General features: G+C 65.2%; 18 protein-coding genes and 1 tRNA gene. 5 read left to right on the top strand and 14 right to left on the bottom strand.

Features of this window, described 5'->3' with window-relative positions; all coding sequences use genetic code 11:
- Positions 1 to 148: 148 nt before the first annotated feature.
- Complete coding sequence (locus tag ACF3ND_RS03970) at positions 149 to 1,378, top strand: nucleoside recognition domain-containing protein (protein ID WP_394064458.1); 1,230 nt, start codon at positions 149 to 151, stop codon at positions 1,376 to 1,378.
- 31 nt (positions 1,379 to 1,409) lie between these two features.
- On the opposite strand, the gene rsmA is transcribed toward ACF3ND_RS03970, so the two are convergent.
- Genes rsmA through ACF3ND_RS03955 form a run of 3 tightly spaced genes read right to left on the bottom strand, consistent with a single transcriptional unit; the run spans position 1,410 to position 6,002 of the window.
- Positions 1,410 to 2,198 (bottom strand): 16S rRNA (adenine(1518)-N(6)/adenine(1519)-N(6))-dimethyltransferase RsmA, encoded by a 789-nt coding sequence (rsmA, locus tag ACF3ND_RS03965; protein ID WP_394064456.1) that lies wholly within the window; start codon positions 2,196 to 2,198, stop codon positions 1,410 to 1,412.
- Positions 2,199 to 2,206: 8 nt separating this feature from the next.
- Positions 2,207 to 3,661 (bottom strand): peptidylprolyl isomerase, encoded by a 1,455-nt coding sequence (locus tag ACF3ND_RS03960; RefSeq protein ID WP_394064454.1) that lies wholly within the window; start codon positions 3,659 to 3,661, stop codon positions 2,207 to 2,209.
- A complete protein-coding gene (locus tag ACF3ND_RS03955; RefSeq protein ID WP_394064452.1) occupies positions 3,654 to 6,002 on the bottom strand; it encodes an LPS-assembly protein LptD in 2,349 nt (782 codons plus the stop codon). Before ACF3ND_RS03955 ends, ACF3ND_RS03960 begins: the two co-directional genes overlap by 8 nt.
- Positions 6,003 to 6,147: 145 nt before the next feature.
- Between ACF3ND_RS03955 and ACF3ND_RS03950 the strand changes: the two genes are divergently transcribed.
- From ACF3ND_RS03950 to ACF3ND_RS03940, 3 genes are all read left to right on the top strand, one after another.
- Positions 6,148 to 7,194: an aminoglycoside phosphotransferase family protein gene (locus ACF3ND_RS03950; protein WP_394064450.1), complete on the top strand. Its 1,047-nt coding sequence runs from the start codon at positions 6,148 to 6,150 to the stop codon at positions 7,192 to 7,194.
- Positions 7,194 to 7,904, top strand: coding sequence for an N-acetylmuramate alpha-1-phosphate uridylyltransferase MurU (murU, locus tag ACF3ND_RS03945; protein WP_394064448.1), 711 nt, complete (start codon positions 7,194 to 7,196; stop codon positions 7,902 to 7,904). Before ACF3ND_RS03950 ends, murU begins: the two co-directional genes overlap by 1 nt.
- A 164-nt stretch (positions 7,905 to 8,068) precedes the next feature.
- The gene (locus tag ACF3ND_RS03940; protein WP_394064446.1) at positions 8,069 to 8,770 is read left to right on the top strand and encodes a hypothetical protein; all 702 of its coding nucleotides are present in this window, start codon (positions 8,069 to 8,071) and stop codon (positions 8,768 to 8,770) included.
- Between the two features lie 67 nt (positions 8,771 to 8,837).
- Here ACF3ND_RS03940 and glnQ read toward each other — a convergent pair whose 3' ends face one another.
- The 11 genes from glnQ to mnmD form a co-directional block, all read right to left on the bottom strand.
- Positions 8,838 to 9,566 (bottom strand): glutamine ABC transporter ATP-binding protein GlnQ, encoded by a 729-nt coding sequence (gene glnQ / locus ACF3ND_RS03935; protein ID WP_394064444.1) that lies wholly within the window; start codon positions 9,564 to 9,566, stop codon positions 8,838 to 8,840.
- Positions 9,563 to 10,342, bottom strand: a complete 780-nt coding sequence (locus tag ACF3ND_RS03930) for an ABC transporter permease subunit (protein ID WP_394064442.1) — start codon at positions 10,340 to 10,342, stop codon at positions 9,563 to 9,565. The genes glnQ and ACF3ND_RS03930 overlap by 4 nt, the downstream gene beginning before the upstream one ends.
- 169 nt (positions 10,343 to 10,511) lie before the next feature.
- Positions 10,512 to 11,255, bottom strand: coding sequence for a glutamine ABC transporter substrate-binding protein GlnH (gene glnH, locus ACF3ND_RS03925; protein ID WP_394065777.1), 744 nt, complete (start codon positions 11,253 to 11,255; stop codon positions 10,512 to 10,514).
- Positions 11,256 to 11,473: 218 nt separating this feature from the next.
- Positions 11,474 to 12,265, bottom strand: coding sequence for a MetQ/NlpA family ABC transporter substrate-binding protein (locus ACF3ND_RS03920; protein ID WP_394064440.1), 792 nt, complete (start codon positions 12,263 to 12,265; stop codon positions 11,474 to 11,476).
- Positions 12,266 to 12,321: 56 nt separating this feature from the next.
- Positions 12,322 to 12,981: a methionine ABC transporter permease gene (locus tag ACF3ND_RS03915; protein WP_394064438.1), complete on the bottom strand. Its 660-nt coding sequence runs from the start codon at positions 12,979 to 12,981 to the stop codon at positions 12,322 to 12,324.
- Positions 12,978 to 13,988, bottom strand: a complete 1,011-nt coding sequence (locus ACF3ND_RS03910; RefSeq protein ID WP_394064436.1) for a methionine ABC transporter ATP-binding protein — start codon at positions 13,986 to 13,988, stop codon at positions 12,978 to 12,980. Before ACF3ND_RS03910 ends, ACF3ND_RS03915 begins: the two co-directional genes overlap by 4 nt.
- Before the next feature lie 376 nt (positions 13,989 to 14,364).
- Positions 14,365 to 14,440: transfer RNA gene (locus tag ACF3ND_RS03905), tRNA-Lys, on the bottom strand.
- Positions 14,441 to 14,534: 94 nt separating this feature from the next.
- Positions 14,535 to 15,332, bottom strand: a complete 798-nt coding sequence (locus tag ACF3ND_RS03900) for an alpha/beta fold hydrolase (RefSeq protein WP_394064434.1) — start codon at positions 15,330 to 15,332, stop codon at positions 14,535 to 14,537.
- A gap of 1 nt (position 15,333) precedes the next feature.
- Entirely contained in the window at positions 15,334 to 16,314 is a 981-nt protein-coding gene (locus ACF3ND_RS03895; RefSeq protein ID WP_394064432.1) for a Bug family tripartite tricarboxylate transporter substrate binding protein, read from the bottom strand.
- A 560-nt stretch (positions 16,315 to 16,874) separates the two neighbouring features.
- Complete coding sequence (locus tag ACF3ND_RS03890; RefSeq protein WP_394065776.1) at positions 16,875 to 19,079, bottom strand: glycoside hydrolase family 31 protein; 2,205 nt, start codon at positions 19,077 to 19,079, stop codon at positions 16,875 to 16,877.
- A 113-nt stretch (positions 19,080 to 19,192) separates the two neighbouring features.
- The gene (mnmD, locus tag ACF3ND_RS03885; protein WP_394064430.1) at positions 19,193 to 21,058 is read right to left on the bottom strand and encodes a tRNA (5-methylaminomethyl-2-thiouridine)(34)-methyltransferase MnmD; all 1,866 of its coding nucleotides are present in this window, start codon (positions 21,056 to 21,058) and stop codon (positions 19,193 to 19,195) included.
- 132 nt (positions 21,059 to 21,190) lie between these two features.
- On the opposite strand from mnmD, the gene ACF3ND_RS03880 reads away from it, so the two are divergent.
- Positions 21,191 to 22,039: an inositol monophosphatase family protein gene (locus tag ACF3ND_RS03880; protein ID WP_394064428.1), complete on the top strand. Its 849-nt coding sequence runs from the start codon at positions 21,191 to 21,193 to the stop codon at positions 22,037 to 22,039.
- The last annotated feature ends 8 nt before the right edge of the window (positions 22,040 to 22,047 follow it).

Here is a 22,047-nt window from a genome sequence, read left to right as displayed (position 1 = left end):
GGACGCGGCGGGAGTACGGGCAGGCGCTATGAAAAGACATCGAACAGGTTCTAACATGATGCCGTGCTCAATCTTCATTATCACCTTAATGCCCTGAGTCTGCGACAATCTTGCGTGGCCCTTTGTTCCTTCGCGCACTGCCGACAACATGCTCAATACTCTCTGGCTGGTTTTTTTCCTGATCGCCGCCGTCAGCGGCTTCTACCAATGGCTGGTCCAGGGCAACAGCGAGATTTTCGCGCACATGGTGCGCAGCCTGTTCGACATGGCCGCCCTGTCGGTGCAGCTGATGCTGCTGCTGTTCGGCACGCTGACGCTCTGGCTCGGTTTCCTGAAGATCGCCGAGCGGGCCGGCCTGATCGACGTGCTGGGCCGCTGGCTGACGCCGCTGTTTGCCCGCCTGATGCCCGAAGTGCCGCGCGGCCATCCAGCCCTGGGGCTGATCACCCTGAACTTCGCCGCCAATGGCCTGGGCCTGGACAACGCCGCCACGCCCATCGGCCTGCGCGCCATGAAGGCCCTGCAAAGCCTGAATCCCCGGCCGGACACCGCCACCAACGCGCAGATCCTGTTCCTGGTGCTGAACGCCTCATCCCTGACGCTGCTGCCGGTCAGCATCTTCATGTATCGCGCGCAGCAGGGGGCGGCCGATCCCACCATGGTGTTCCTGCCCATCCTGCTGGCCACCACCGCCTCTTCGCTGGTGGGCCTGCTGTGCGTGGCCCTGGTGCAACGGCTGCGCCTGCTCGATCCGGTCCTGCTGCTCTGGTTCACCGCCCTGGCCGTGGTGCTGGGCTCCTTCATGGCGCTGCTGGCCACGCTCAGCTCGGCGGCCATCCAGACCCTGTCCTCCCTGCTGGGCAATCTGACCCTGCTGGGCATCATCTGGTTGTTCCTGCTGGTGGGCTGGCGCCGCAAGGTGGCGCTTTATGACTGCTTCATCGAGGGGGCCAAGGAAGGCTTCGCCGTGGCCCGCGACCTGCTGCCCTATCTGGTAGCCATGCTGTGCGCCGTGGGCATTCTGCGCAGTTCGGGTGCGCTGGATATCGCCCTGGACCTGATACGCTGGCTGGTGGGCCTGTCGGGATTGGACACCCGCTTCATCGACGCCCTGCCGACCGCTCTGGTCAAGCCTTTCTCGGGAGGCGCGGCGCGCGCCCTGCTGATCGAGACCATGCAGCATCACGGCGTGGACAGCTTCCCCGCCCTGCTGGCCGCTACCGTGCAGGGCAGCACGGAAACCACCTTCTATGTGCTGGCCGTGTACTTCGGCGCGGTAGGCATACAGCGCGCGCGGCACGCCGTGCCCTGCGCATTGATCGCGGACCTGGCCGGCGTGCTGGCCTCCATCGGAGTGTGCTACTGGTTCTTTGGCTGATCAGGCGGCCTTACGAGGCCTCGCCGATCTGTCACGCGCCGAGCACGCCCTTGTCCAGCAAGTGGTCCGCCAGGGCGATGTACTGCTGCAGGGACAGGTCCGCGGGCCGGGCGGTGGGGGCAATGCCCAGATCGTCCCAGGCAATGTGCGGCGTCCAGTCGCCCAGTCCGCCGCGCAGCATCTTGCGCTTCTGGGCAAAGGCGCGCGCGACCACCTGCTCGAACGCGCCGGCGTCCCTGGCCTGCGGGCGGTCCGCCGGCAAGGGCACCATGCGCACCACGGCCGACACCACGCGCGGCGGCGGGTTGAAGGCTTCGGGCGGCACCTCGAACAGCTTGACCATGCGATAGCGCGACTGCAGCATGACGGACAGCCGGCTGTAATCGGACGAGCCGGGCCTGGCCACCATGCGATCGATGACCTCGCGCTGCAACATGAAGTGCTGGTCCACCACGGCGTCCGCATAACCCAGCAGATGAAACAACAGGGGACTGGAAATGTTGTAGGGCAGATTCCCCACCACACGCAGTTGCGGGCCCAGCGCGCCGAAATCCACCGTCAGGGCGTCCGCCTCGATGATTTCCAGCTTGCCGGCAGGATACTGATGGCGCAGGCGCGCCGCCAGGTCACGGTCGATTTCCACCACGCGCAGGCGCTCGACCGCCTGCGTCAGCGGCCGGGTCAGGGCCGAGAGGCCCGGACCGATTTCCACGATATTGTCGATGGCACGCGGGCCGATGGCCCGGATGATCTGGTCGATGATGGCTTCATCTTCCAGGAAGTTCTGTCCAAAACGCTTGCGCGCCTGATGCTGCGCCATACCTGTCCTTAACGTTTGCGCGTGCTGGATTCGGGGTCCAGGCGATTGTCGATGTAGGCGCGGCCGCGCAGACCGTTGAGCCAGTCCTCGAAGGCCGGCTCGGCGCGCTGCTGGAACAAGGCCTGACGCGCCTGCATGCGCTTGTACTCGTTTTCCATGTTGCGCGTGCGGCGCTCCACGACCTGGATCAGGTGCCAGCCGAACTGGGACTCCACCGGCCCGCTGATCTGGCCGGGCTCCAGCCTGTCCATGGCCTGCTCGAAAGGCGGCACGGTCTCGCCGGGCGACAGCCAGCCCAGGTCGCCGCCCTGCGGCGCGCTGCTGTCTTCCGAATAGCGCTTGGCCAGGTCTTCAAAGGATTCGCCGTTGTTGATGCGCTGCTGCAGTTGCTCGATGCGCTGGCGAGCCTGCGCGGAAGTCATGACCTTGGACAGCTTGACCAGGATGTGGCGGGCGTGCGTCTGGGTGACCATCATCGGACCGGACTGCACCGCGCCCGCGCCAGGCGCCTGCGTGGTGGTGACGGGCGCGCCGGCGCCGCCGCGCTCGAGCAGCTTCAGGATGTGGAACCCCTGGCCGCTGCGCACCAGATTGGAGACCTGGCCGGGCTCCAGCGCATGGATGGCCCGCACGAACAGGTCGGGCCAGTCGGAAAGCGGCCGCGTACCCAGCACGCCGCCCCTCAGGGCTTCCTGTCCATCGGAGCTGGAAGCCGCCAGGCCGGCGAAATCCGCGCCCGAGCGCGCCTGGGCCAGCAGGCCTTCGGCCTTGCGGCGCAGCCTGTCCTCTTCGCGGGCGTCGGCATTTTCCGGCACGCGCACCAGGATCTGCGCCAGCGTGACCGGCGCATCCTGATGCTGGGCCGCCGACTGCCCCAGGGATGCCAGACCGGCGCCGCCCTGGGCGCGCAGGTAGGTGTCGATATCGGCGTCGGTGATGTTGATGGAGCTGTCCACGGCGCGCATGCGAAGCTGATCCAGCAGGATTTCCTGCTTCAGGTTGGTCAGGTACTGGTCCCAGCTGATGCCGTTCTTCTCGACTTCGGCGCGCAGCTGGGCTTCGGTCATCTTGTTGCGCGTGGCGATCAGCCGCACGCCTTCGTTCACCTGCTCGGGCGTCACCCGTATGCCCATGGTGCGGGCTTCCTGCTGCTCCAGACGCTCGTTGATCAGGCGCTGCAGCACCTGCTTGCGCAATACGTCCTGTTCCGGCGCGGGAATCTTCTGATGCTGCAGCTGCTGGCGCACCTGAGCCGCCTCCTGCTCGACCTGGCGCAGGGTGATGACCTCGTCGTTGACCACGGCCGCGATGCCGTCCACGAACTGCGGGCCGGCCGGTTGGGCCGCCTTGGCTTTGTCCTGCTTGGCCTGCGCCCAGACAGGTTGGGCCGTGCCCAGGCCCATGGCGGCCGTCAGGGCCAGCGCCAGGGTACGGTTTTTCAAGCTGAAACGCATATTATTCATACCTCTCGTAGATCGTTTTTTCCGGTGCGGGCTCCGATACGGGCTCGTAGCCGATCACGCGGTCACGCAGCAGACGCATGGGGTCGTTGCCGATGCCGCCCAGTCCGGAGAGCTCCAGCTGGAAGAACATGGCCTTGTTGGTTTCCTTGGCCGACACGGCATAGCGCTGCAACACCACGCGCGCCGTCCAGCAACAGTCGCCCTTGTACTCCAGCCCCAGGATGGATTGGGTGCCGCGGCTTTCCTGGAAGGAATAGTCGTAGCGCCCCACCGCATAGACCTTGTTGGTGAGCGGCCACTGGCCGGTCACGGAGATGGATTCCTTGCCGCGGAAATCATCCGGCGCGGGCACATAGGAGGGATCCAGGACCTGGTCGGGATTGCGCTCGTAGCGATAGTTCACGCCCAGCGTGGCCAGGCGCTTGGGCCGCCAGCGCAGGCCGGAGGACATGCGGTTGCGGCGGCTTTCCTCGGGGTTGAACTGGGCGTCGAAGTTGACCGACAAGGTATTGGTCAGCGCGGCGCTGGCGCCCACCAGGTAGTCCGAGCGGGTGCTGGTGCGCGGTTTTTCGCCCAGGGTCACCTTCTGATCGTCGAAGTACAGGCGCTGCGCGGCCTGCAGCACCAGGCGCTCGAAGCCCGTGTCGGCGTCCAGCCAGCGGGACGTCAGCCCCAGCGTGATCTGGTTGGCGTTGGAGATGCGGTCCCAGCCGCCGGAGTAGATGTTCTCGCTGAAGGCCTGGGCGAAGTTGAAGCTGGCCAGGCCCGTGTCGAACAAGGGCAGCGTGGACTGGTCGCGGTACGGCACGTACAGATAGTAGACGCGCGGCTCCAGGGTCTGGATGGAAGGATTGCCGAACAGCGAGGTGTCGCGCTCGAAGGTCATGCCCGAGTCCAGAGACAGGATGGGCAGCACGCGGCTTTGCGTGCGGGAGCGATTGGCGTACTGAGGCAGCTCGCCGGGATACCAGTCGGTGGAATACTGGCTCATGTGCAGGCCGGCCTTGGGCGTGATGTACCAGCCGGGACGCACGATGGGATAGGCCACCGTGGTGTAGGAAGAAAAGCGCGTGCCGTCGGGTGCGATGCGCCGGTCCCGATACGCATCGAATTCCCTCAGATTCCCGCTGTAGAAAGGCATGCGGAAACGCGTGGCGTAGTTGTCGCTGACCACGTCCAGGCCGCCCCAGTTGTAGCGCGAGGCCCCCAGGTAGAGTTCGGGCAGCTTGTCGAACTGCGGCTGGCGATAGGTGGTGGTCGCATCCTGCAGCGTCTGGTAGCGCGTGGCGCTCAGATTGGCGCGGAAGTACTTGGAGCCGCCCCAACCCAGGTTGATGGTGCTGGCCAGGTCCTGGATGGTGGAGTCGTTCAGGCCGAAGCTGCTGAAGTCGCGGAAGTAATCGTCGTCCGAGACGCGGCGGATGTCGGCGTTCAGATAGAAGCTGGCGGGCAGCGCCTGGCGGTACTGGCCCATGAAGAGCCAGCGCTTGAAACCCAGCTCGCGATCATGCGGCAGGTAGTTGCCGGTCAGCTCGCCCGAAAAAGTATCGCCCAGATAGCGGAATTCGCCGCCCAGCATGGCGCCGCGCTTGAGCATGACGCGCGGGGTCAGGGTGGCGTCGTAGTTGGGCGCCAGGTTCAGGTAGTACGGCACGCTGATGTCCATGCCGCTGCGGGTGGACATGCCGTAGGTGGGCATCAGAAAGCCGGACTTGCGCTCCTTGCGCAGCGGGAAGGTCAGGTAGGGCGAATACAGCAGCGGCACGCCCTTGAAGTACAGCACGCCGTTGCGCGCGACCCCTTCGTTCTCCTTGGAGTACAGGTCCACTTTGGGGGACTTGATGTACCAGGCGGGTTCAGGGCAAGGACAGCCCGAATACGCCACCTTGGACAGGCGCATGTGATTGCTGCTGAGGATGTCCGCTTCGGTGGCGGTGCCGCTGCCGCCGGTGGCGCCCAGCCAGAATTCCGGCATGGTCATGCGCCCGGTCTCGGCATCCAGGTTGTAGTCGAACTCCGGGCTGCGCACGATAGAGCCGTCGCGCATGATCAGGCCGTTGCCGCGCACCCGGACCTGACCCGACTTTTCGTTGTAGTCGATGCGGTCGCCCTTGACCACGGAATCGATGCGCCGCACCTGGGCGTTGCCCTGCAGGCGCAGGGTGCCGTCCTCCTTGGCCTGCATGTCGTCCCCGATCAGGTAGACGGACATGTCCTCTTCCTGGAGCTTGCGCACCTGCAGTTCCGGAGACGTCTGCAGAGACGGACGGACGGACGACTGGGCCTGGGATGTACCCAGGCCGGCCACCATCAAGACGAAAGACCACGCCGCGACTCGCACTAAGAATGCGCCTCCAGTTGTGTGCTGCACATTTGCTCGCGCCAGGTGCTGAAAACCCTGGCGAGCCGGTATTATAGTTAAGCCTGCCGTTTAGCGGCACTGCTAAAACATCAATCCGTTACGATCCTCTGCACCGAATCATCTCATGTCAGTTCCATTTTCTCCTACTGCGGACGCTCGCCTGCAGCAAGCCATCGCCTGGCTGACCACTCTGAAAGACCGTTACAGCCTGCAACTGGAGACCTTGCAACCGGCATCCAGCGACGCCAGCTTCCGCCGCTATTTCCGCCTGCAGGCCGACGGCCGCAGCCTGATCCTGATGGACGCGCCGCCGGCCATGGAGGACTGCGGCCCCTTCCTGCACGTGACCGAGCTGCTGGCGCCCACCGGGATCAACGTGCCCGACATTATCGCTGTCGACCGTGAACAGGGTTTCATGCTGCTGAGCGACCTGGGCAAGGACAATTTTTACAATGCCTTGCAATCGCCCATGGAGCAGAAGGCGCTGGACCAGCTGTACCGCAGCACCCTGCTCACCCTGGTCAAGATGCAGCAGGCCGACACCACGGGCCTGCCCGCCTACGACGAAGCGCGACTGCTGGAAGAACTGCAGGTCTTTCCGGAATGGTACGTGCAGCGCTACCGCCAGGTCGAGCTGACCGATAAGGAACGGGACATGCTGCGCAGGACCTTCGACGAACTGGTCAAGGCCAACGTGCAGTCCGCCACCGTGCTGGTGCACCGCGACTTCCACAGCCCCAACCTGATGATGCCCCTGCCGGGGCAGACCGAACCAGGCGTGATCGACTATCAGGACGCGCTGGCCGGCCCCATCACCTACGACATCGCCTCCCTGGTGATGGACGCCCGCCACACCTGGCCGGAGGAACAGCAGCTGGACTGGGCCATACGCTACTGGCAGGCCGCCGTGGAAGCGGGGCTGGAAGTGCCGGCCGACTTCGCCGTCTTCCATCATCAGTACGAGTGGATGAGCCTGCAGCGCAACCTGCGCATCCTGGGCGTGTTCGCGCGCCTGTCGCTGCGCGACGGCAAGCATCATTATCTGGACCACATGCCGCGCCTGCTGCAGTACGTGCACCAGGTCGCCAGCCGCTACCAGGCCTTCAGCGGCCTGCTGCGCCTGCTCAACCGCCTGGAAGGCCGCCAGACCGTGCTGGGAATGACGGTCTGATGCGCGCCATGATCCTGGCCGCCGGCCGGGGCGAGCGCATGCGCCCCCTGACCGACACCTGCCCCAAGCCCCTCATACCCGCCGGCGGCCAGCCCCTGATCGTCTGGCATCTGCAGGCCCTGGCCCGCGCCGGCATCCGCGACGTCGTCATCAACCACGCCTGGCTGGGCGAGCAGATCGAGGCCGCCCTGGGCGACGGCAGCCGCTGGGGGCTGCGCATCCGCTTTTCGCCCGAGCCCAGCGCGCTGGAGACCGCCGGCGGCATCGCCAACACGCTCGATTTCTTCCAGGGGGAGCCGTTTCTGGTCATGAATGGCGACGTCTGGAGCGACTGGGATCCCGGCCAGGCTTTCGCCATGGCGCAGCGCCTGCGCGAGGGCGACGAACTGGCCTGGCTGGTGCTCACGCCCAATCCGCCCCACCACCCGGGCGGCGACTTCGGCATGCGGACGGGCCAGGCCCGCCTGTGCGCCAAGGACGAACCGGGCGCGCGCAGCGCCACCCTCAGCGGCCTGGGCGTCTACAAGCCGGAGCTGTTCGCGCACGTGCCCAAAGGCCAGCCCGCCAAGTCGGCCGCCCTGCTGCACGCAGCCATCGACCGGCAACAGGTGCTGGGCAGCCTGCACGAAGGATTCTGGATGGACGTGGGCACGCCCGAACGCCTGCAGGCCTTGAATCAGCACTTGGAATCGCTGACGGCCTCACGGTAAACTGAAACTCAGGGACAGCGAAGCAATCGTTTCCAGGCACAACAAAGGGCAACAATGCAGGCTTAATGCGCCCGTACGCTGCAAATGACGACTATGCTGTCTGGTTTTGTAAACAGGACTTGCCCGCTCGCAAGCCCGCATGTCTGACAGGAACAATTGTTCTCATGCTTGGTTCCTCCAAACGCGCCGTATTCAAACCCACCGCCTACGGTTCCAGCCGTCGCAAGCGCCGCGTGCCGCGCTGGCTCGTGCTGCTGCTGACCGGCATCGCCCTGGGTGCGGGCGGCCTTCTTTTTCTACAGAAAAGCTATGGCCCGCCCCGCCTGACCGTGGAACAGTCGGAGCAGCTGCACTATGACCTGAACAGCGCCAACGCCGACAAGCAGCGCCTGCAGGGCCAGCTGAGCCAGACCAGCCGCGACCTGGAGGAAACCCGCCAGAAAGAAGAAGCGCTGGACAGCAGGGTCGGCGGCCTGCAGGCCAAGGTGGACAAGCTGGAAAAGGACATCGCCCTGTTCGCCGACGCCATGCCGCCCGATCCGCGCGGCACCTCGCCCGGCATCCGGGCCGCCGAGTTCACCGTGATCGACGGCCAGTTGCGCCATTTCGTGCTGATCATGCAGGACAAGGGCAAGGACGCGGCCTTCAAGGGCACCATGGAAATGGTCGCCGCCGGCCGCTACAGCAATGGCCGCAACGGCAGCATCGACCTGCCCGCGGTCGCCTTCGAGGTCGGGCGCTACGCCTACATCGACGGTCTGTCCGACCTGCCCGCAGGCTTCACGCCGCGCCAGATCACCATCCGCGTGAAGGCCGAAGGCTCGGAGCGCGTCAGCGCCACCCGCACCATCTACGTCTCGCGCTGACCGACCTTTCCCCAATGAAAAACCGGCCTGCAGGCCGGTTTTTCATTGGCGCTCCACCATACCCGAACTAGGCCACGTGCTGCAGGAAGTCCTTCAGGCGCTGGCTGGGCGGATTGGCCAGCAGTTCGGCTGGCGAACCGTCGTGGGCCACCTTGCCCTGGTCGATGAACAGCAGCCGGCTGCCCACGCGGCGGGCGAAGTCCATCTCGTGGGTCACCACCACCATGGTCATGCCTTCTTCGGCCAGCAGTTGCATCACTTTCAGCACCTCCTGGCGCAACTCCGGATCCAGGGCCGAGGTGGGCTCGTCGAACAGCATCAGCTTGGGCTTGATCGCCAGCGCACGCGCAATGGCCACCCGCTGCTGCTGGCCGCCGGACAGCTCGCTGGGGTAATGGTCCACCCGTTCGGCCAGTCCGACCTTGGCCAGCAGGTCCAGCGCCTGGGAACGGGCCTGGGCGCGCCCGGTCCCGCGGGTATGGATGGGGCCGAACATCACGTTCTCCAGCGCCGTCATCTGCGGGAACAGATTGAACTGCTGGAACACCATGCCGGCCTCGCGGCGCAGTTCGCGCACCTGGGCCGGCGTGCCGTTGACGCTCAGGCCGTTGACCACGATGTCGCCGGACTGGATGTCCTCCAGCTTGTTGATGCAGCGCAGGAAGGTGGACTTGCCCGATCCGGAAGGCCCCACCACCACCACGACCTCGCCCTTGTCCATGTTCAGGCTGATGTCGTCCAGCACCGTATTCTGGCCGAAGCGCTTGGTCACATTCTTGAACTCGACAATGCTCATACTATCCTCATGCGGTGTTCGATGAACTTCAGCGTCAGGGCGATCAGGCCGGTCAGGATCAGATAGATCACGGCCACCGCCCCCCAGATCTCCACGGAACGGAAATTGTTGGCGATGATCTCCTGCCCCTGGCGGGTCAGCTCGGCCACGCCGATCACGATGAACAGCGAGGAATCCTTCAGGCTGATGATGCACTGGTTGCCCATGGCCGGGATCATGCGGCGAAAGGCCACGGGCCCGATGATGTGCGTGAGGATCTTGTGGAACGGCAGGCCCATGGCCTCGCCCGCCTCCTTCAGGCCCTTGGGCACGGACTGCAGCGCGCCCCGGACAATTTCGGAGATGTAGGCGCCGGAGTTGATCATGAGGGTGAAGATGGCCGCCGTCAGGCCGTCGATGCGGATGTTCGCCAGCATGGGCAAGGCGAAGTAGATGAACATCACCTGCACCACGATGGGCGTGCCGCGTATGACCAGCACATAGGCCTGGCACAGGAAAGACAGGATCACCAGCAGCGAGCGCCGCAAGCCTCCCAGCAGCGCCACCACCACCAGCGCCTGCAGGGCGCTCCAGACCCAGCCCGGCACGCTGCCGAACCAGTGGCTGACCGCCCAGGAGATGCCGCGTCCCAGGAAACCCAGCGCGATCAGGCCCAGCACGGCCAGCAGCGCATTGCGCAGGGTGACGGGCACCCGCACGTAAGTGGTGATGACGCCGGTCAGAAACCCCAATACGGCTCCGCCCGCCAAGCCCATCAAGGTGATGAGCAAGGTCATCTTCGTTCCTTCCAGGAGGCTGGGCAGCGCCCCCCAGATAGCGTCCCATTGAAAAGTCACGTTGCTACCTTTGCGTTAAGTGACGCGCCGCGGCGCGCGCGGCGGAAAAACAAAAGCGGCGACCCGCGACTGGCACGTGATCACCGCTCCGTACTGCACCGGGCCTGACTCAGTCAGGCTGCTTGCCGAACCACTTCTGATAGAGCTTGTCGTAGGTGCCATCGGCCCGGATGTCCTTCAGGGCCTGGTTCACCACGGGCACCAGCTTGCTGCCCTTGGGGAAGGCGATGCCGTAGAAATCGCCGCTCTTGACCGCGCCGGTGACCTTCACGCGGTCCTTGCCGCCGGTCTGGGCGTAGTACTGGACGTTGGGCGTATCATGCACCACGGCGTCCACGCGGCCCGTGGCCAGCTCCAGGAAGGCATTGTCGATATTGGGAAACAGCTTGAGCTTGGCGGTGGGCACCGAGCGCTGCATGTAGTCCACCGTCGCGGTGCCTATCTTCACGGCCACCGTTTTGCCTTCCAGGTCCTTGGCCGACTTGATGTCCGAATTGTCCGCGTTGACCAGGATGGCCAGGCCGCTTTCGTAATACGGATCGGAGAAATCGATCACCTGCTTGCGGTCGTCGCGGATGGTGATGCCCGCCAGCGCCACGTCCAGGTTGCGCGTCTGCAGGCCGGGGATGATGCCGTTGAAGTCCATGGGCTGAAGCTTGTAGTTCAGCTTGGCCTTCTTGGCCACGGCGTCCCACAGATCGATGTCGAAGCCCGTGTACTTGCCATTCTGCTTGAACTCGAATGGCACGAAGGCGGTGTCCGTCGCCACGACCAGTTCCTTCCCCTGCTGGGCCAGCGCCTGTCCGGCGGGCAAGGCCAGGGCCAATGTCAGGCCGGCCACAAGTGTCTTCATTTTCTTATTGAACATCAACAGCTCCTCTCTAGGTTCCGGCCTGCGGAAGGCCGGTACGATGATTCAGCCCGGATCGGCGCCGGGCTTATGGCCTGCGCCGAGCTAGGCCTATCGTACCTGAAGCGGTGGGAAGCGATGCGTTCTTGACGTCCAAAAAAAGAAAAACCTCGGGAAATCCCGAGGTTTTTCAAGCATGCGGATCAGGGCCTGGGCGCGGATCAGAATGCGGGCACGATGGCGCCTTTGTACTTGTCGGCGATGAAGGTCTTGACCTCGTCGCTGTGCAGGGCCTTGACCAGCTTGGCCACGCGGGCATCGTCCTTGTTCTTGGCGGCCACCGCGATCAGGTTCGCGTAGGGAGAGTCAGCGCCTTCGATCACCAGGGCGTCCTTGGTGGGGTTCAGGCCGGCTTCCAGGGCATAGTTGGTGTTGATCAGGGCCAGGTCCACGTCGGCAAGCACGCGCGGCAGCGTGGCGGCTTCCAGTTCCTTGAACTTCAGCTTCTTGGGGTTCTGGTCGACGTCGCGCGCCGTAGCCTGGATGTTGGACGGATCCTTGAGCGTGATCACGCCCGCCTTTTGCAGCAGCAACAGAGCTCGGGCGCCGTTGGAGGGGTCATTGGGGATGGCGACCAGAGCGCCTTCCTTGAGTTCGTCCAGGCTCTTGACCTTCCTGGAGTAGGCGCCGAAAGGCTCCACGTGCACCAGACCCACGGACACCAGGTCGGTCTTGTGCTCTTTGTTGAAGCTGTCCAGGTAGGGCTTGTGCTGGAAGAAGTTGGCATCGATGTGGCCGTCGGCAACCTGCTGGTTGGGCTGCACGTAGTCGGTGAACACCTTGATGTCCAGCTCCACGCCTTCTTTGGCCAGGGCGGGCTTCACGAATTCCAGCAGTTCGGCGTGCGGCACGGGCGTGGCCGCCACGGACAGCTTGTCGGCGGCGTGGACGGCGCCGGCGAACAGCGCCGACACGGACAGGGCCAGAACGGGTACGAATTTCTTCAAAGACATGAACAACTCCATTGCGAGAAAGGGGCCGACACCCTAGCTTCAGGCACCAGCCGGACTTATTTTCGGCTCAAGCGAGCCACCATGGCATCTCCAAACACCTGCAGGAGCTGCACCAGCACCACCAGGATCGCCACGGTCACCACCATGACGTCCGTCTGATATCGTTGATAGCCGAATCGCAGGGCCAGGTCGCCCAGGCCGCCGCCGCCGATCACGCCGGACATGGCCGAATAGCCCACCAGCGCAATGGCCGTGACGATGACCGCCGCCACGATGCCGGTCGTGGCCTCGGGCAGCAGGGCCCACAGCACCGTCTGGCGAGAGTCGGCGCCCATGGCGCGGCAGGCTTCGTTCACGCCGGGGTCCAGTTCGCGCAGCACATTCTCCACCAGACGGGCGAAGAACGGCGCGGCGCTGAGCACCAGCGGCGGGATGGCGCCCGGCACGCCCAGGGACGTGCCGGCCAGCACGCGCGTCAGGGGGATCATGACGATCAGAAGGATCAGGAACGGCACGGAACGCAACACGTTCACGATCAGGGACAGTGTCTGATAGACCCAGGCATTGTCCAGCATCTGTCGGCGGCTGGTCAGGAACAGCAGCACGCCCAGCGGCAAGCCGATGATGACGGTGAAAGCCAGGGACACGCCCGTCATCAGCAAGGTATCCAGGGTCGCTTCGCCGATCAGCGCCCAGTCCAGATTGGTGAAATTCATGGCCGCAGCACCTCGGATTCAATGTTCAGCTCGGTCAGCAAGGCCTGCAGGCGGTCCTGGGAAGAAGCGTCTCCTTCCACCGCCACCACCAGCTGGCCATAGGGTTCGCCCTTGATGCGGCTGACGGCGCCTTGCAGGATGCTGACGTCCAGGCCCAGCTCGCGGGTGACGCGGCTGAGCAGCGGCTGCGTGGTCGCGGCGCCGCGAAAGCTCAGGCGCAGCAGGCGGCCGCCCACCGTACCGGCCAGCTCCTGCCAGCCGTCGGCGTCCACGCCGCTTTCGCTGAGCAGGGATTGCGTGGTCGCGTGGTGCGGGTGCAGGAACACGTCCAGCACCTCTCCCATCTCGACGATCTGCCCGGCGTCGATCACGGCGACGCGGTCGCACACGGACCGGATGACATCCATGCCGTGCGTGATCAGCACGATGGTCAGGCCCAGTTCCTGGTTGATCTCGCGCAGCAGGCGCAGGATGGATTGCGTGGTTTCGGGATCCAGGGCCGAGGTGGCCTCGTCGCACAGCAACAGCTGCGGCCGGTTGGCCAGGGCGCGCGCGATGCCCACGCGCTGCTGCTGCCCGCCGGACAACTGGCGCGGATATTTGTGGGCATGGTCCTGCAGGCCCACCAGATGCAGCACCTCCAGCGCGCGCTGCTGGCGCTGGGCGCGCGGCACGCCGGCCAGGCGCAGCGGAAAGCATACATTGTCCAGAACGGTGCGCGAATGCAGCAGGTTGAAATGCTGGAACACCATGCCCACGCTCTGGCGAAAGGCACGCAGCTGGGCGTCGGAAAAACGGGTAATGTCCTGATCCTGTACCCAGACCTGTCCGGTACTGGGTTGCTCGAGCAGGTTCAGCATGCGGATAAGCGTGCTTTTCCCGGCCCCGGAGCGGCCGATGATGCCAAAGACCTCGCCTTGGCGGATCTGCAGGGATATGTCGCGCAATGCGTGAACCGACCTGCCCGCCGAGGTGTAGGTTTTGGAAATATGTTCAAGACGAATCAAGGTGGACTCAGCCTAAATACGTTAGTCAGTCGAGTTATAAGCGCCTGACCTGAAAGCGAAATTTACCATAAAGCAAATCCGGCAATGAGCAGATGCATATAGCAGCAGGAAATATGAGCCCCTGCCCAGACGCGACCCTCCTGGCGACGGCTCCAGACCTGCTCCATCCCGGCTTGACCACTCGCCCTCGCGCAGCCCCGTCACGCATGGCGATATCAAGCGAGACTGGACAGACGCGGCGCCAAGGGCGCCCCTGCAAGGCGTCAAAGAAACGCTGGCCTCAAGACCGATGCGTCTTTACTTCAGGCGGCACAAAATGAAAGAACCAAAGAAAAAGGCCGCTGAAAGCGGCCTTGTTTCATGTTTCAGCTTAAGGTGGTGGGTCGTGCGCGACTCGAACGCGCGACCAACGGATTAAAAGTCCGCTGCTCTACCGACTGAGCTAACGACCCCCGACTGAAAGATAGAATTATGCAAGGATAAACCCAAGCTGTCAAGCACTGTAGCTCGACTTCAGCAAAATACAGGTGGCTGGGGCCAACTCCATCAGCAGGTCGCCCGCACGGAGCCCTGCAGTCGTTCCCGCCGCAGGAGAAACTGCCTGAGCGCCTGGACAAACAGAACAGGCTGTTCCAGATGCGCGGCATGGCCGCAGTCGGGCAGCACGCACAGGCTCGCCTGCGTCATGGCCTGCACCAGCGCCAGCGCACTGGCCGGCGGGTGGCTGCGTTCGTGCTGCCCCAGTATCACCAGGACAGGCGCCTGCGCCTGCCCCAACCGCCCCGTATAGTCCACGGACTCGAAAGCGTTCAAGGCCGCCGCCGCGCCCTCGACCGTCATGCCCTGCAAGGCGCGCCTGCACAGTTCACGCTCTCCGACATGGCGCCCGGGCCGGGCGAACCATTTTTCCAGCACGGGCAAAGAACTGGCCAAGGGTCCCTGCCGCTCCAGCCGCTCCATGGTCTGGGCAATGGACTCGAAGCGCCGTGCCTTGTCCACACGCAGCCCCGATCCGTACAAGGTGGCCGACGCCAGACGGCGGGGGTGGCTGACCAGCAATTCCTGCACAGGAAAGCCTCCCATGGAATGCCCCAGCACATGGAAACGTTCCAGCCCTAGAAAGTCGGCCAGGTCCAGGACGCGGCCGGCAAACTCCTGCACTGTACGGCAAGGCTCCAGCGACTGACTGCGGCCAAAGCCCGGCCAATCCGGCGCAATCACGTCAAAGTCAGGCTCGAGCTCGCGGCGCAAGGGCTCCCAGAACAAGGATGAAGATGCGTAGCCATGCAGCAGCAGCAAGGCCGGCCCCTGCCCGCTGCGCCGATAGAACAATGGCGGGCGCATGTCACTGCTCGATACGGATGTTGGCGCGCTCGATCACCGCTTTCCAGTACGGAGCCTCCTTCTGCAACTCGGCGGCGAACTGGCCGGCATTGCCCGGCGTCACCACAAAGCCCAGTTCCAGCAGCTTCTTGCGCACATCATCCTGGGCCAGTACTTTCTGCACGGCCTTGTCCACCGTCTGCACCACCTCATCCGGCGTGCCGCCGGGCGCGGCCAGGGCCCACCAGTTGTTCACCACCGCTTCCGCTATGCCCAGTTCGCGGGTCGTGGGCACGTCGGGCAGATCCTTGAAGCGCTGTTCGGCGGACACGGCCAGGGCGCGGATCTTGCCGGTGGGCAGAAAGGAGGTGGCAATGCCATAGCCGCCGATATACATCTGCACTTCGTTGCCCAGCAGGGCCTGCACGCCGGGACCCGACCCACGGTAGTTGATGCCCACCATCTTGCCCTTCACGGCGTCCGAGACCAGCCAGCCGGACAGGTCGGGAGTCGTGCCCGCTCCCGGCGTGCCATAGTTGATGGCGCCGGGGTGCGCGGCGGCATAGTCGCGAAACTCGGCATAGGTTTTGACGGGCAATTGGGCGTTGATGAAAATGAAGGCAGGCACGTCCACCAGCTTGCCGATGGGCTTGAGGTCCTTCAGCGGGTCGAAGCCCAGGTTCTTGTACAGGTACTGGTTGATGACGAAGTTGTTGGTCGCGCCCAGCAGCAAGGTATAGCCGTCGGGCTCGGCCCGGGCAGCGTTCAAGGCTCCGATGTTGCCGCCCGCCCCCGTCTTGTAGTCCGCCACCAGGGTCTGGCCCAGCTCGCGCGTCAGCTCCGGCTGCAGGATGCGGAACACGACATCGCCCGCCGCGCCCGGCGCGTAGGGGATCACCACCTTGATGGGCTGGCGATCCGGGTAGGCGGCCTGCGCCGCCGCGCCGGCGGCGGCCAGCATCAACCCGAACCCTGCCAGGCGCACTGCTTTGTCGTACATCATCCCTGCCTCCTTTGAACAAGTTTGCTTTATGCTTAAATCATAAAGTACGTTCTATAGTTCTTTTTATTCAAAAAAACCCTTAGAGACAGAATTCTACGCAGACGGCAGGAGGGCTATTGGACAGATTTTTCATAAGCCAAGCAGGTAATGAACAGATGCCGGCGCGCCCCTGGGAATGCCACCAAAGGTGGAAAGCGGTTTGTCTGTTGGAAGATTCTGCTTTTGGAGACGCCGGTCTGGTCTTTGTCCCGACTGGACTGGGCTGACGACCTGCCGGTGCTGCGCACCGGTTCCCTGGTCGGGGATCGCTACGGGCGCGCTCTGAACTCCCGCGGTGGCTCGTCCCCCGGACGAGCCACAAGCGTCGCGGTCGAACAGCAGAGCGCTTGCTTCCCTGCGCTCCTCCCCGCCTGCGGCAAGCCGTCCGACCCGCCCTGTCCAGTCGGGACAAAGACCAGACCGGCTCAAAAAACACAACCAACAGACAAACCGCTTTCCACCCAAGCCCGGCCCATAAAAAAACCGCCCCGAAGGGCGGCTTTCCAGCAGGAACGGAACGCTCAACGTGCGCGGGAGATGCGCACCTCGGCGCCGCGGCGCTTCACTTCCAGGCCTTCGGAAGGAAGGATCTTCAGCCCTTCCAGGCCCTTGATATAGCTGGAGCCCTGCATCTGCATGACACGGATCTTGTTGCGCATGACGACGGGACTGTGCTCGGGCATGCCGAACATCCAGACCTCGTCGAGCAGGCGCGCGGAATTGAACTCGGAGGTATGGCCCACCACCGGCCCCAGGCACAGCATGTGTCCTTCGCGACCGAAGACCGGCAGACGATCCAGCCCCGCCTTGAAGTCCAGGGTCGTGCCGCCCTCATAACGCCAGCCCGTGCTCAGGTCCCACCAGGCCTCGCCCTTGGGCAGATAGACCTGGATATCTTCGCCCGGCCGCAGGATGGGCGCCACCAGCAGGGCCGGACCCAGCAGATACTGGGTGTCCCACAGACGCGCCTCGCCGTCGGCCGGGAAAGCCTGGGCCATGGAGCGCTGCACCGGCAGGCCGGTGCGCACAGCGTCCTCGATGATGCCCAGCACATACGGCACCAGGCGGAAGCGCCACTCCAGCCAATGGCGCACCAGCGCCTGGGTGGCCTCGTCGAACGCATCCGGACGCAATGCCGGCACGCCTTGCAGGCTGAAGTTGGCGGAGAATACCGCCATGGCCAGCCAGCGCAGGTACAGCTCGGGCGACATGCCGTAAGTATCGGCGGCCGCATTGCCCAGGCCGTGTACCTGAATGGGCACGCCGCTGTTGCCCGTGGACAGGGCGGATTTCAGGGATTGGGCCAGGCCCTCCCAGGAATTCTCCACGGCCGGCCCAAGCTGCCAGGCAAAACGCTGCGCCGATGGAAACAAGTCCCGGCTGGCGATCACGCCTTCCTGGGGCGTCTTGTGCCCGGCCACCGCATCGAACAGGGCCTGGCGGGCCAGCACGGGGTAGATGGCGCGCAGCAGCGCGCCCGATTCGCCGCCGCGGCTGGTGATGGCGTCCGGAATGTCGAAGCGGGCGTTGCACAGCACGGCGCCCAGGCCATCGTCCACCATCTGGCGCTGGCGCTCCGTCCACATGCGGAACACGTCCTTGTGGGTCAGGTCCAGCAGACCGTAGTCCCGGCCGCCGCTCAGCGCGTCGCCCTTGAAGACGTGGGCGCTGCCGTCCTCGTCATTGATCAGCAGCCAGCCCCTGTCTTCCCATTCGTCGAACAGGGCCGTGCCGGCCGGCACGCAGGGCCGCGTCCAGGCTGCCAGCTGCGCCTGCTCGGCCTGCAGGCCGGCCAGGGTCTCGCGGGGATCGGCCAGACGGGCCGCATCCCACTCCAGCATGGGCTTGTCCTGCTGGAAACCGTAGGACTGCGGCGCGGGCAGGACGGCCACGTCGGCCGCGATGCCTTGTTCACGCAGTTGACGGGCCTGCTCGCGCAAGGCCTGGGCGTCCTGCCCGACGGCGCCGTCCAGCCACAGCCCCATGGGCCAGACGCCGGGCTGGCCGGCGCGGCCGGTCAGTGCGGAATACTGGTTGATGATCTCGCCCGGTTCGCCCACGAACAGGAAGGCGTCCAGTTCAGCCGCATGAATACGGGCGCGGTAGCGGTCATCCGCATCCCTGCCCAGATCGTGCTCCACGCGCTCGAAGGTATTGATGTACAGGCCCCACCCCTGGGTGCTCCACAGCAAGGGCAGGCTGCGATCGGCGGGGCGGTCCGTGTCCACGGTTTCCTCGCGCCGATCCAGCTCGCCCAGGGTCTCGCCCAGGCCATACAGGGCGTCTTCGTCAGCCAGGGCCAGATCCAGCTGCCAGCAGGGGGCGTCGCCCTGCAGCAAGGCCAGAGGCTGGTCGCTGCTGCTCAGCACGCAGCGCTCGCCGCGCCGGATCTCGAAGCGCCAGGGCGCGGCCTGCAGGTGCACGACGACGTCGCCCTGCTCGATGCGCCAGCCCTGTTCCGCGGACTCGAGCTGGAATTCGCTGACGGCCTCATGGCGGGCCAGCAGCATGTCGCCCAGGGCTTTGGCCCGGGTACTGAGCTTTTCGTTATCGAGCTTGGCGCTCGGCAGGCAGCGCAAACGGAAAACACCCGGCGCATGCGCCTCGATGCGGAGCGCGTAATCGGTTTCGACAAAGGCGAAATCAGCATGCGCTGGTTTCGCCGTCAATAAACTCAGATGATTAAACAATTGTGTCACGTCGTCAGAGTGGAAGGACGGAACGATGCTTATCGCAGGGCACGCCCAAAATACTAAACAAGGCCATTATTTTGACGTATTTGCGCCACAAAGGAAAACCCTCGTTAAAAATAAGCGGAAATAAAAAATAAAAAAAGAAATCAGCGCGGCAGAACCGCCCGTTCCAGGCGCCGCTCCAGAGGAGCCGGCTCCTCCAGCCAGCGCGAGGCCAGCAGGCCGGCTGCCAGCAGGCTCCAGCTCAGGCCGCGCGAGCCGTAGGCCGCCGCCATGAACAGGCCCGGATGGCCCGGCAGGCATCCCATGACGGGCAGATGGTCGCTGAGGGCGGCGCGCCAGCCCGCCCAGCCCGACCGGGGCTCGCGGCCGGCTGCCTCAGGCGGATCCGCCAGCATGGCGCCCACCTTGGACAGGTTCTGCGCATGGCCCTCGGCCGTCACTTCCGGCGTCTGGCCGGAACGCAGATACGTGCTGCCGATGACCTGGCCGCTCGCGTCCGCCGGCAGGATGTAGCCCAGGCCGCTGAGCGTGGGCCCCGACGGTGTCAATGACTGATCCGGCGACAGGTAGCTGACCTGTCCCGCCAGGTCCTGCATGCGGGACAGGCGCGGCAGCAGATGAGCCGCCAGCACATCCGAATGCAGGGCCCGCAGGCTGCGCCCGGCCGCCGCCACCACGACGCGCGGCGTACGCTCGGCCACTCCGCCTGCCTCGCGATGGATGTCCCAGCAGCCCGGCTCGGACGAATCCCACACCTGCACCCGCTCCGGCAGGCATTCGATCAGGGGATGGTCCAACAGATGCGCCACCAGGGCCCCCGGATCCACCACCATGCCCTGCGGGAAATGCAGCCCGCCCCGGGCCAGGGCCAAGCCGGCAGCCTGCGAGGCCCGGCCCCGATCCCACCATTGCACCCATTCCTCATCAAGCTGAAGGCGCGCAAGGGCGTCCTGGATATCTTCATCCAGGTTCCCGGCCTGCCCGACCAGCAGTGTGCCGACGCGCCTGGGCCGCGCGGCTTCCGGCAGATCCTTCCAGCCCTGCCAGGCGCGCAATACGGCGTTGCGGCTCAGGCGCGCGAGCGGAGCGTCATCCAGGGCGAACACGGGAGAGATGGCCGCCAGCCTGTGCCCCTGGTGGGAACCGTCGCGCCCCAGGCGCAGCACCGGGTCGCAGACCAGCACCGGCTGACCGCGGCGCGCCAGCTCCCAGGCGCAGGCCGCGCCGGCCAGGCCGGCGCCCACGATCACCACCCGCCCTTGCGCGGGCGGCGCGTCCCGGCGCCCCAGATGCGGCCGCAGGCTCGCCTGCATCGTGCACCATTTGCCGCCCGAGCCGGGCACCTTGCGCACCTCGAAGCCGACCGCGGCCAGATCGCGCCGCACCTGTCCGGCGCAGCACCAGGACGCGGCCGTCGCCCCGGGCGCGGCCAGACGCACCAGCTGGCCCAGCACCGCGCGCGACCACATCCCCGGATTGCCCCTGGGAGCGAAACCGTCCAGGTAGAAGGCGTCGGCCCGGCATTGAAGTTCGCGCATGACGCTGTCCGCCTGGCCCAGGGCCAGGGTCAACGTGACGCGGCCGCCTTCCAGCTCCAGGCGGTGCACGCCGGGCACCAGCACCGGCCAGGCGGACAGCAGCTCCTGCGCCCGAGGCTGCAACTCCTGCGGCAGGCGGCGATACAGGCGCGCCAGGTCGGCCCGTCGGAACGGATGGGCTTCGACTGACACAAAATGCAGGAAGTCGCTGCGCTGGGGATCGCTGCGCCATGCATCCCAGGTCGCAAGGAAGTTGGAACCCAGTCCGAAGCCCGTCTCGCAAATGGTGAATTGGCGACGCCCGCGCCAGCGTTCGGGCAAGCCGTTGCCGCGCAGGAACACTTGCTCGGCCTGGCCCAGCGGACCGCCGGGCGGGTGATAGACGTCCTGATAGGCCGAGCTGACGGGCACGCCCTGCTCATTGAATTCCAGGCGGGCCGGAACGAGCGGTTCGTAAGCTGCTGCAGTCATTGAAAAATTCGCCTGAAGAAAGACCGCCCATTGCCGGTCGCGCCCCCGGTCGGGGGCTTAATAAAACTGGAACAAAGACGCGCGTACAATGAAATGATCCACCGGCTTTTTTCAATCTCGAGAACACATCACATGCCATTGCCACGTTTACCGCTCAGCGACTGCCTGGACGCCGCCGTCACGGCGGCGCACGCCGCTGCAGCCATTTTACAGGCCTACGCCTTGAACCGCAGCGAACTGGTCATCACCAGCAAGATGCGCAACGACCTGGTGTCGCAAGCCGATCACGAAGCCGAGCAGGCCTGCATCGCGGTACTGCGCGAACGTACGCCCGACATGGATATCGTGGCCGAGGAAAGCGGCGGCGCCAGCAACGGCCGCCCCACCTGGTACATAGACCCGCTGGACGGCACCACCAACTTCCTGCATGGCATCCCCCAGTATGCCGTCTCGGTCGCCCTGATCGCGCCGGCCGGCACCCAGATGGACAATGTCGTGCTCGCCGAGGACACGCCCGTGATCGCCGTCGTCTACGACCCCAACCGCGAGGAGATGTTCACGGCCATGCACGGAGTGGGCGCCTGGCTGAACGGCAGCCGCATCCAGGTCTCCCAGGCCAAGACCATCGCGGATTCCGTGCTGGCCACGGGTTTTCCGTTCCGCGACTTCTCCTTCGCCGACCAGTACATGCCCACGCTGCAGGCCGCCATCACCGGCAGCCGCGGCGTGCGCCGCATGGGCGCGGCCGCGCTGGACCTGGCCTGGGTGGCCTGCGGCCGCTACGATGGTTATTGGGAAATGGGCCTGGCGCCCTGGGACGTGGCGGCCGGCACCTTGCTGGTGCGCGAAGCCAAGGGCGTGTGCCAGGACCTGTACCAGGAACAGCCCTGGCCCTCGGGCGGCTACGTCTATGCGGGCAATCCGCAAATCGCCGAACAGTTGCTGGAGATGGCCCGCCCCCATCTGACCCGGCGTCCTTGATCGTCCGC

It is taken from the genome of Alcaligenes sp. WGS1538 (assembly GCF_043187505.1).
Lineage (GTDB): Bacteria > Pseudomonadota > Gammaproteobacteria > Burkholderiales > Burkholderiaceae_B > Alcaligenes.
This window is presented reverse-complemented; position numbering and strand designations above follow the sequence as displayed.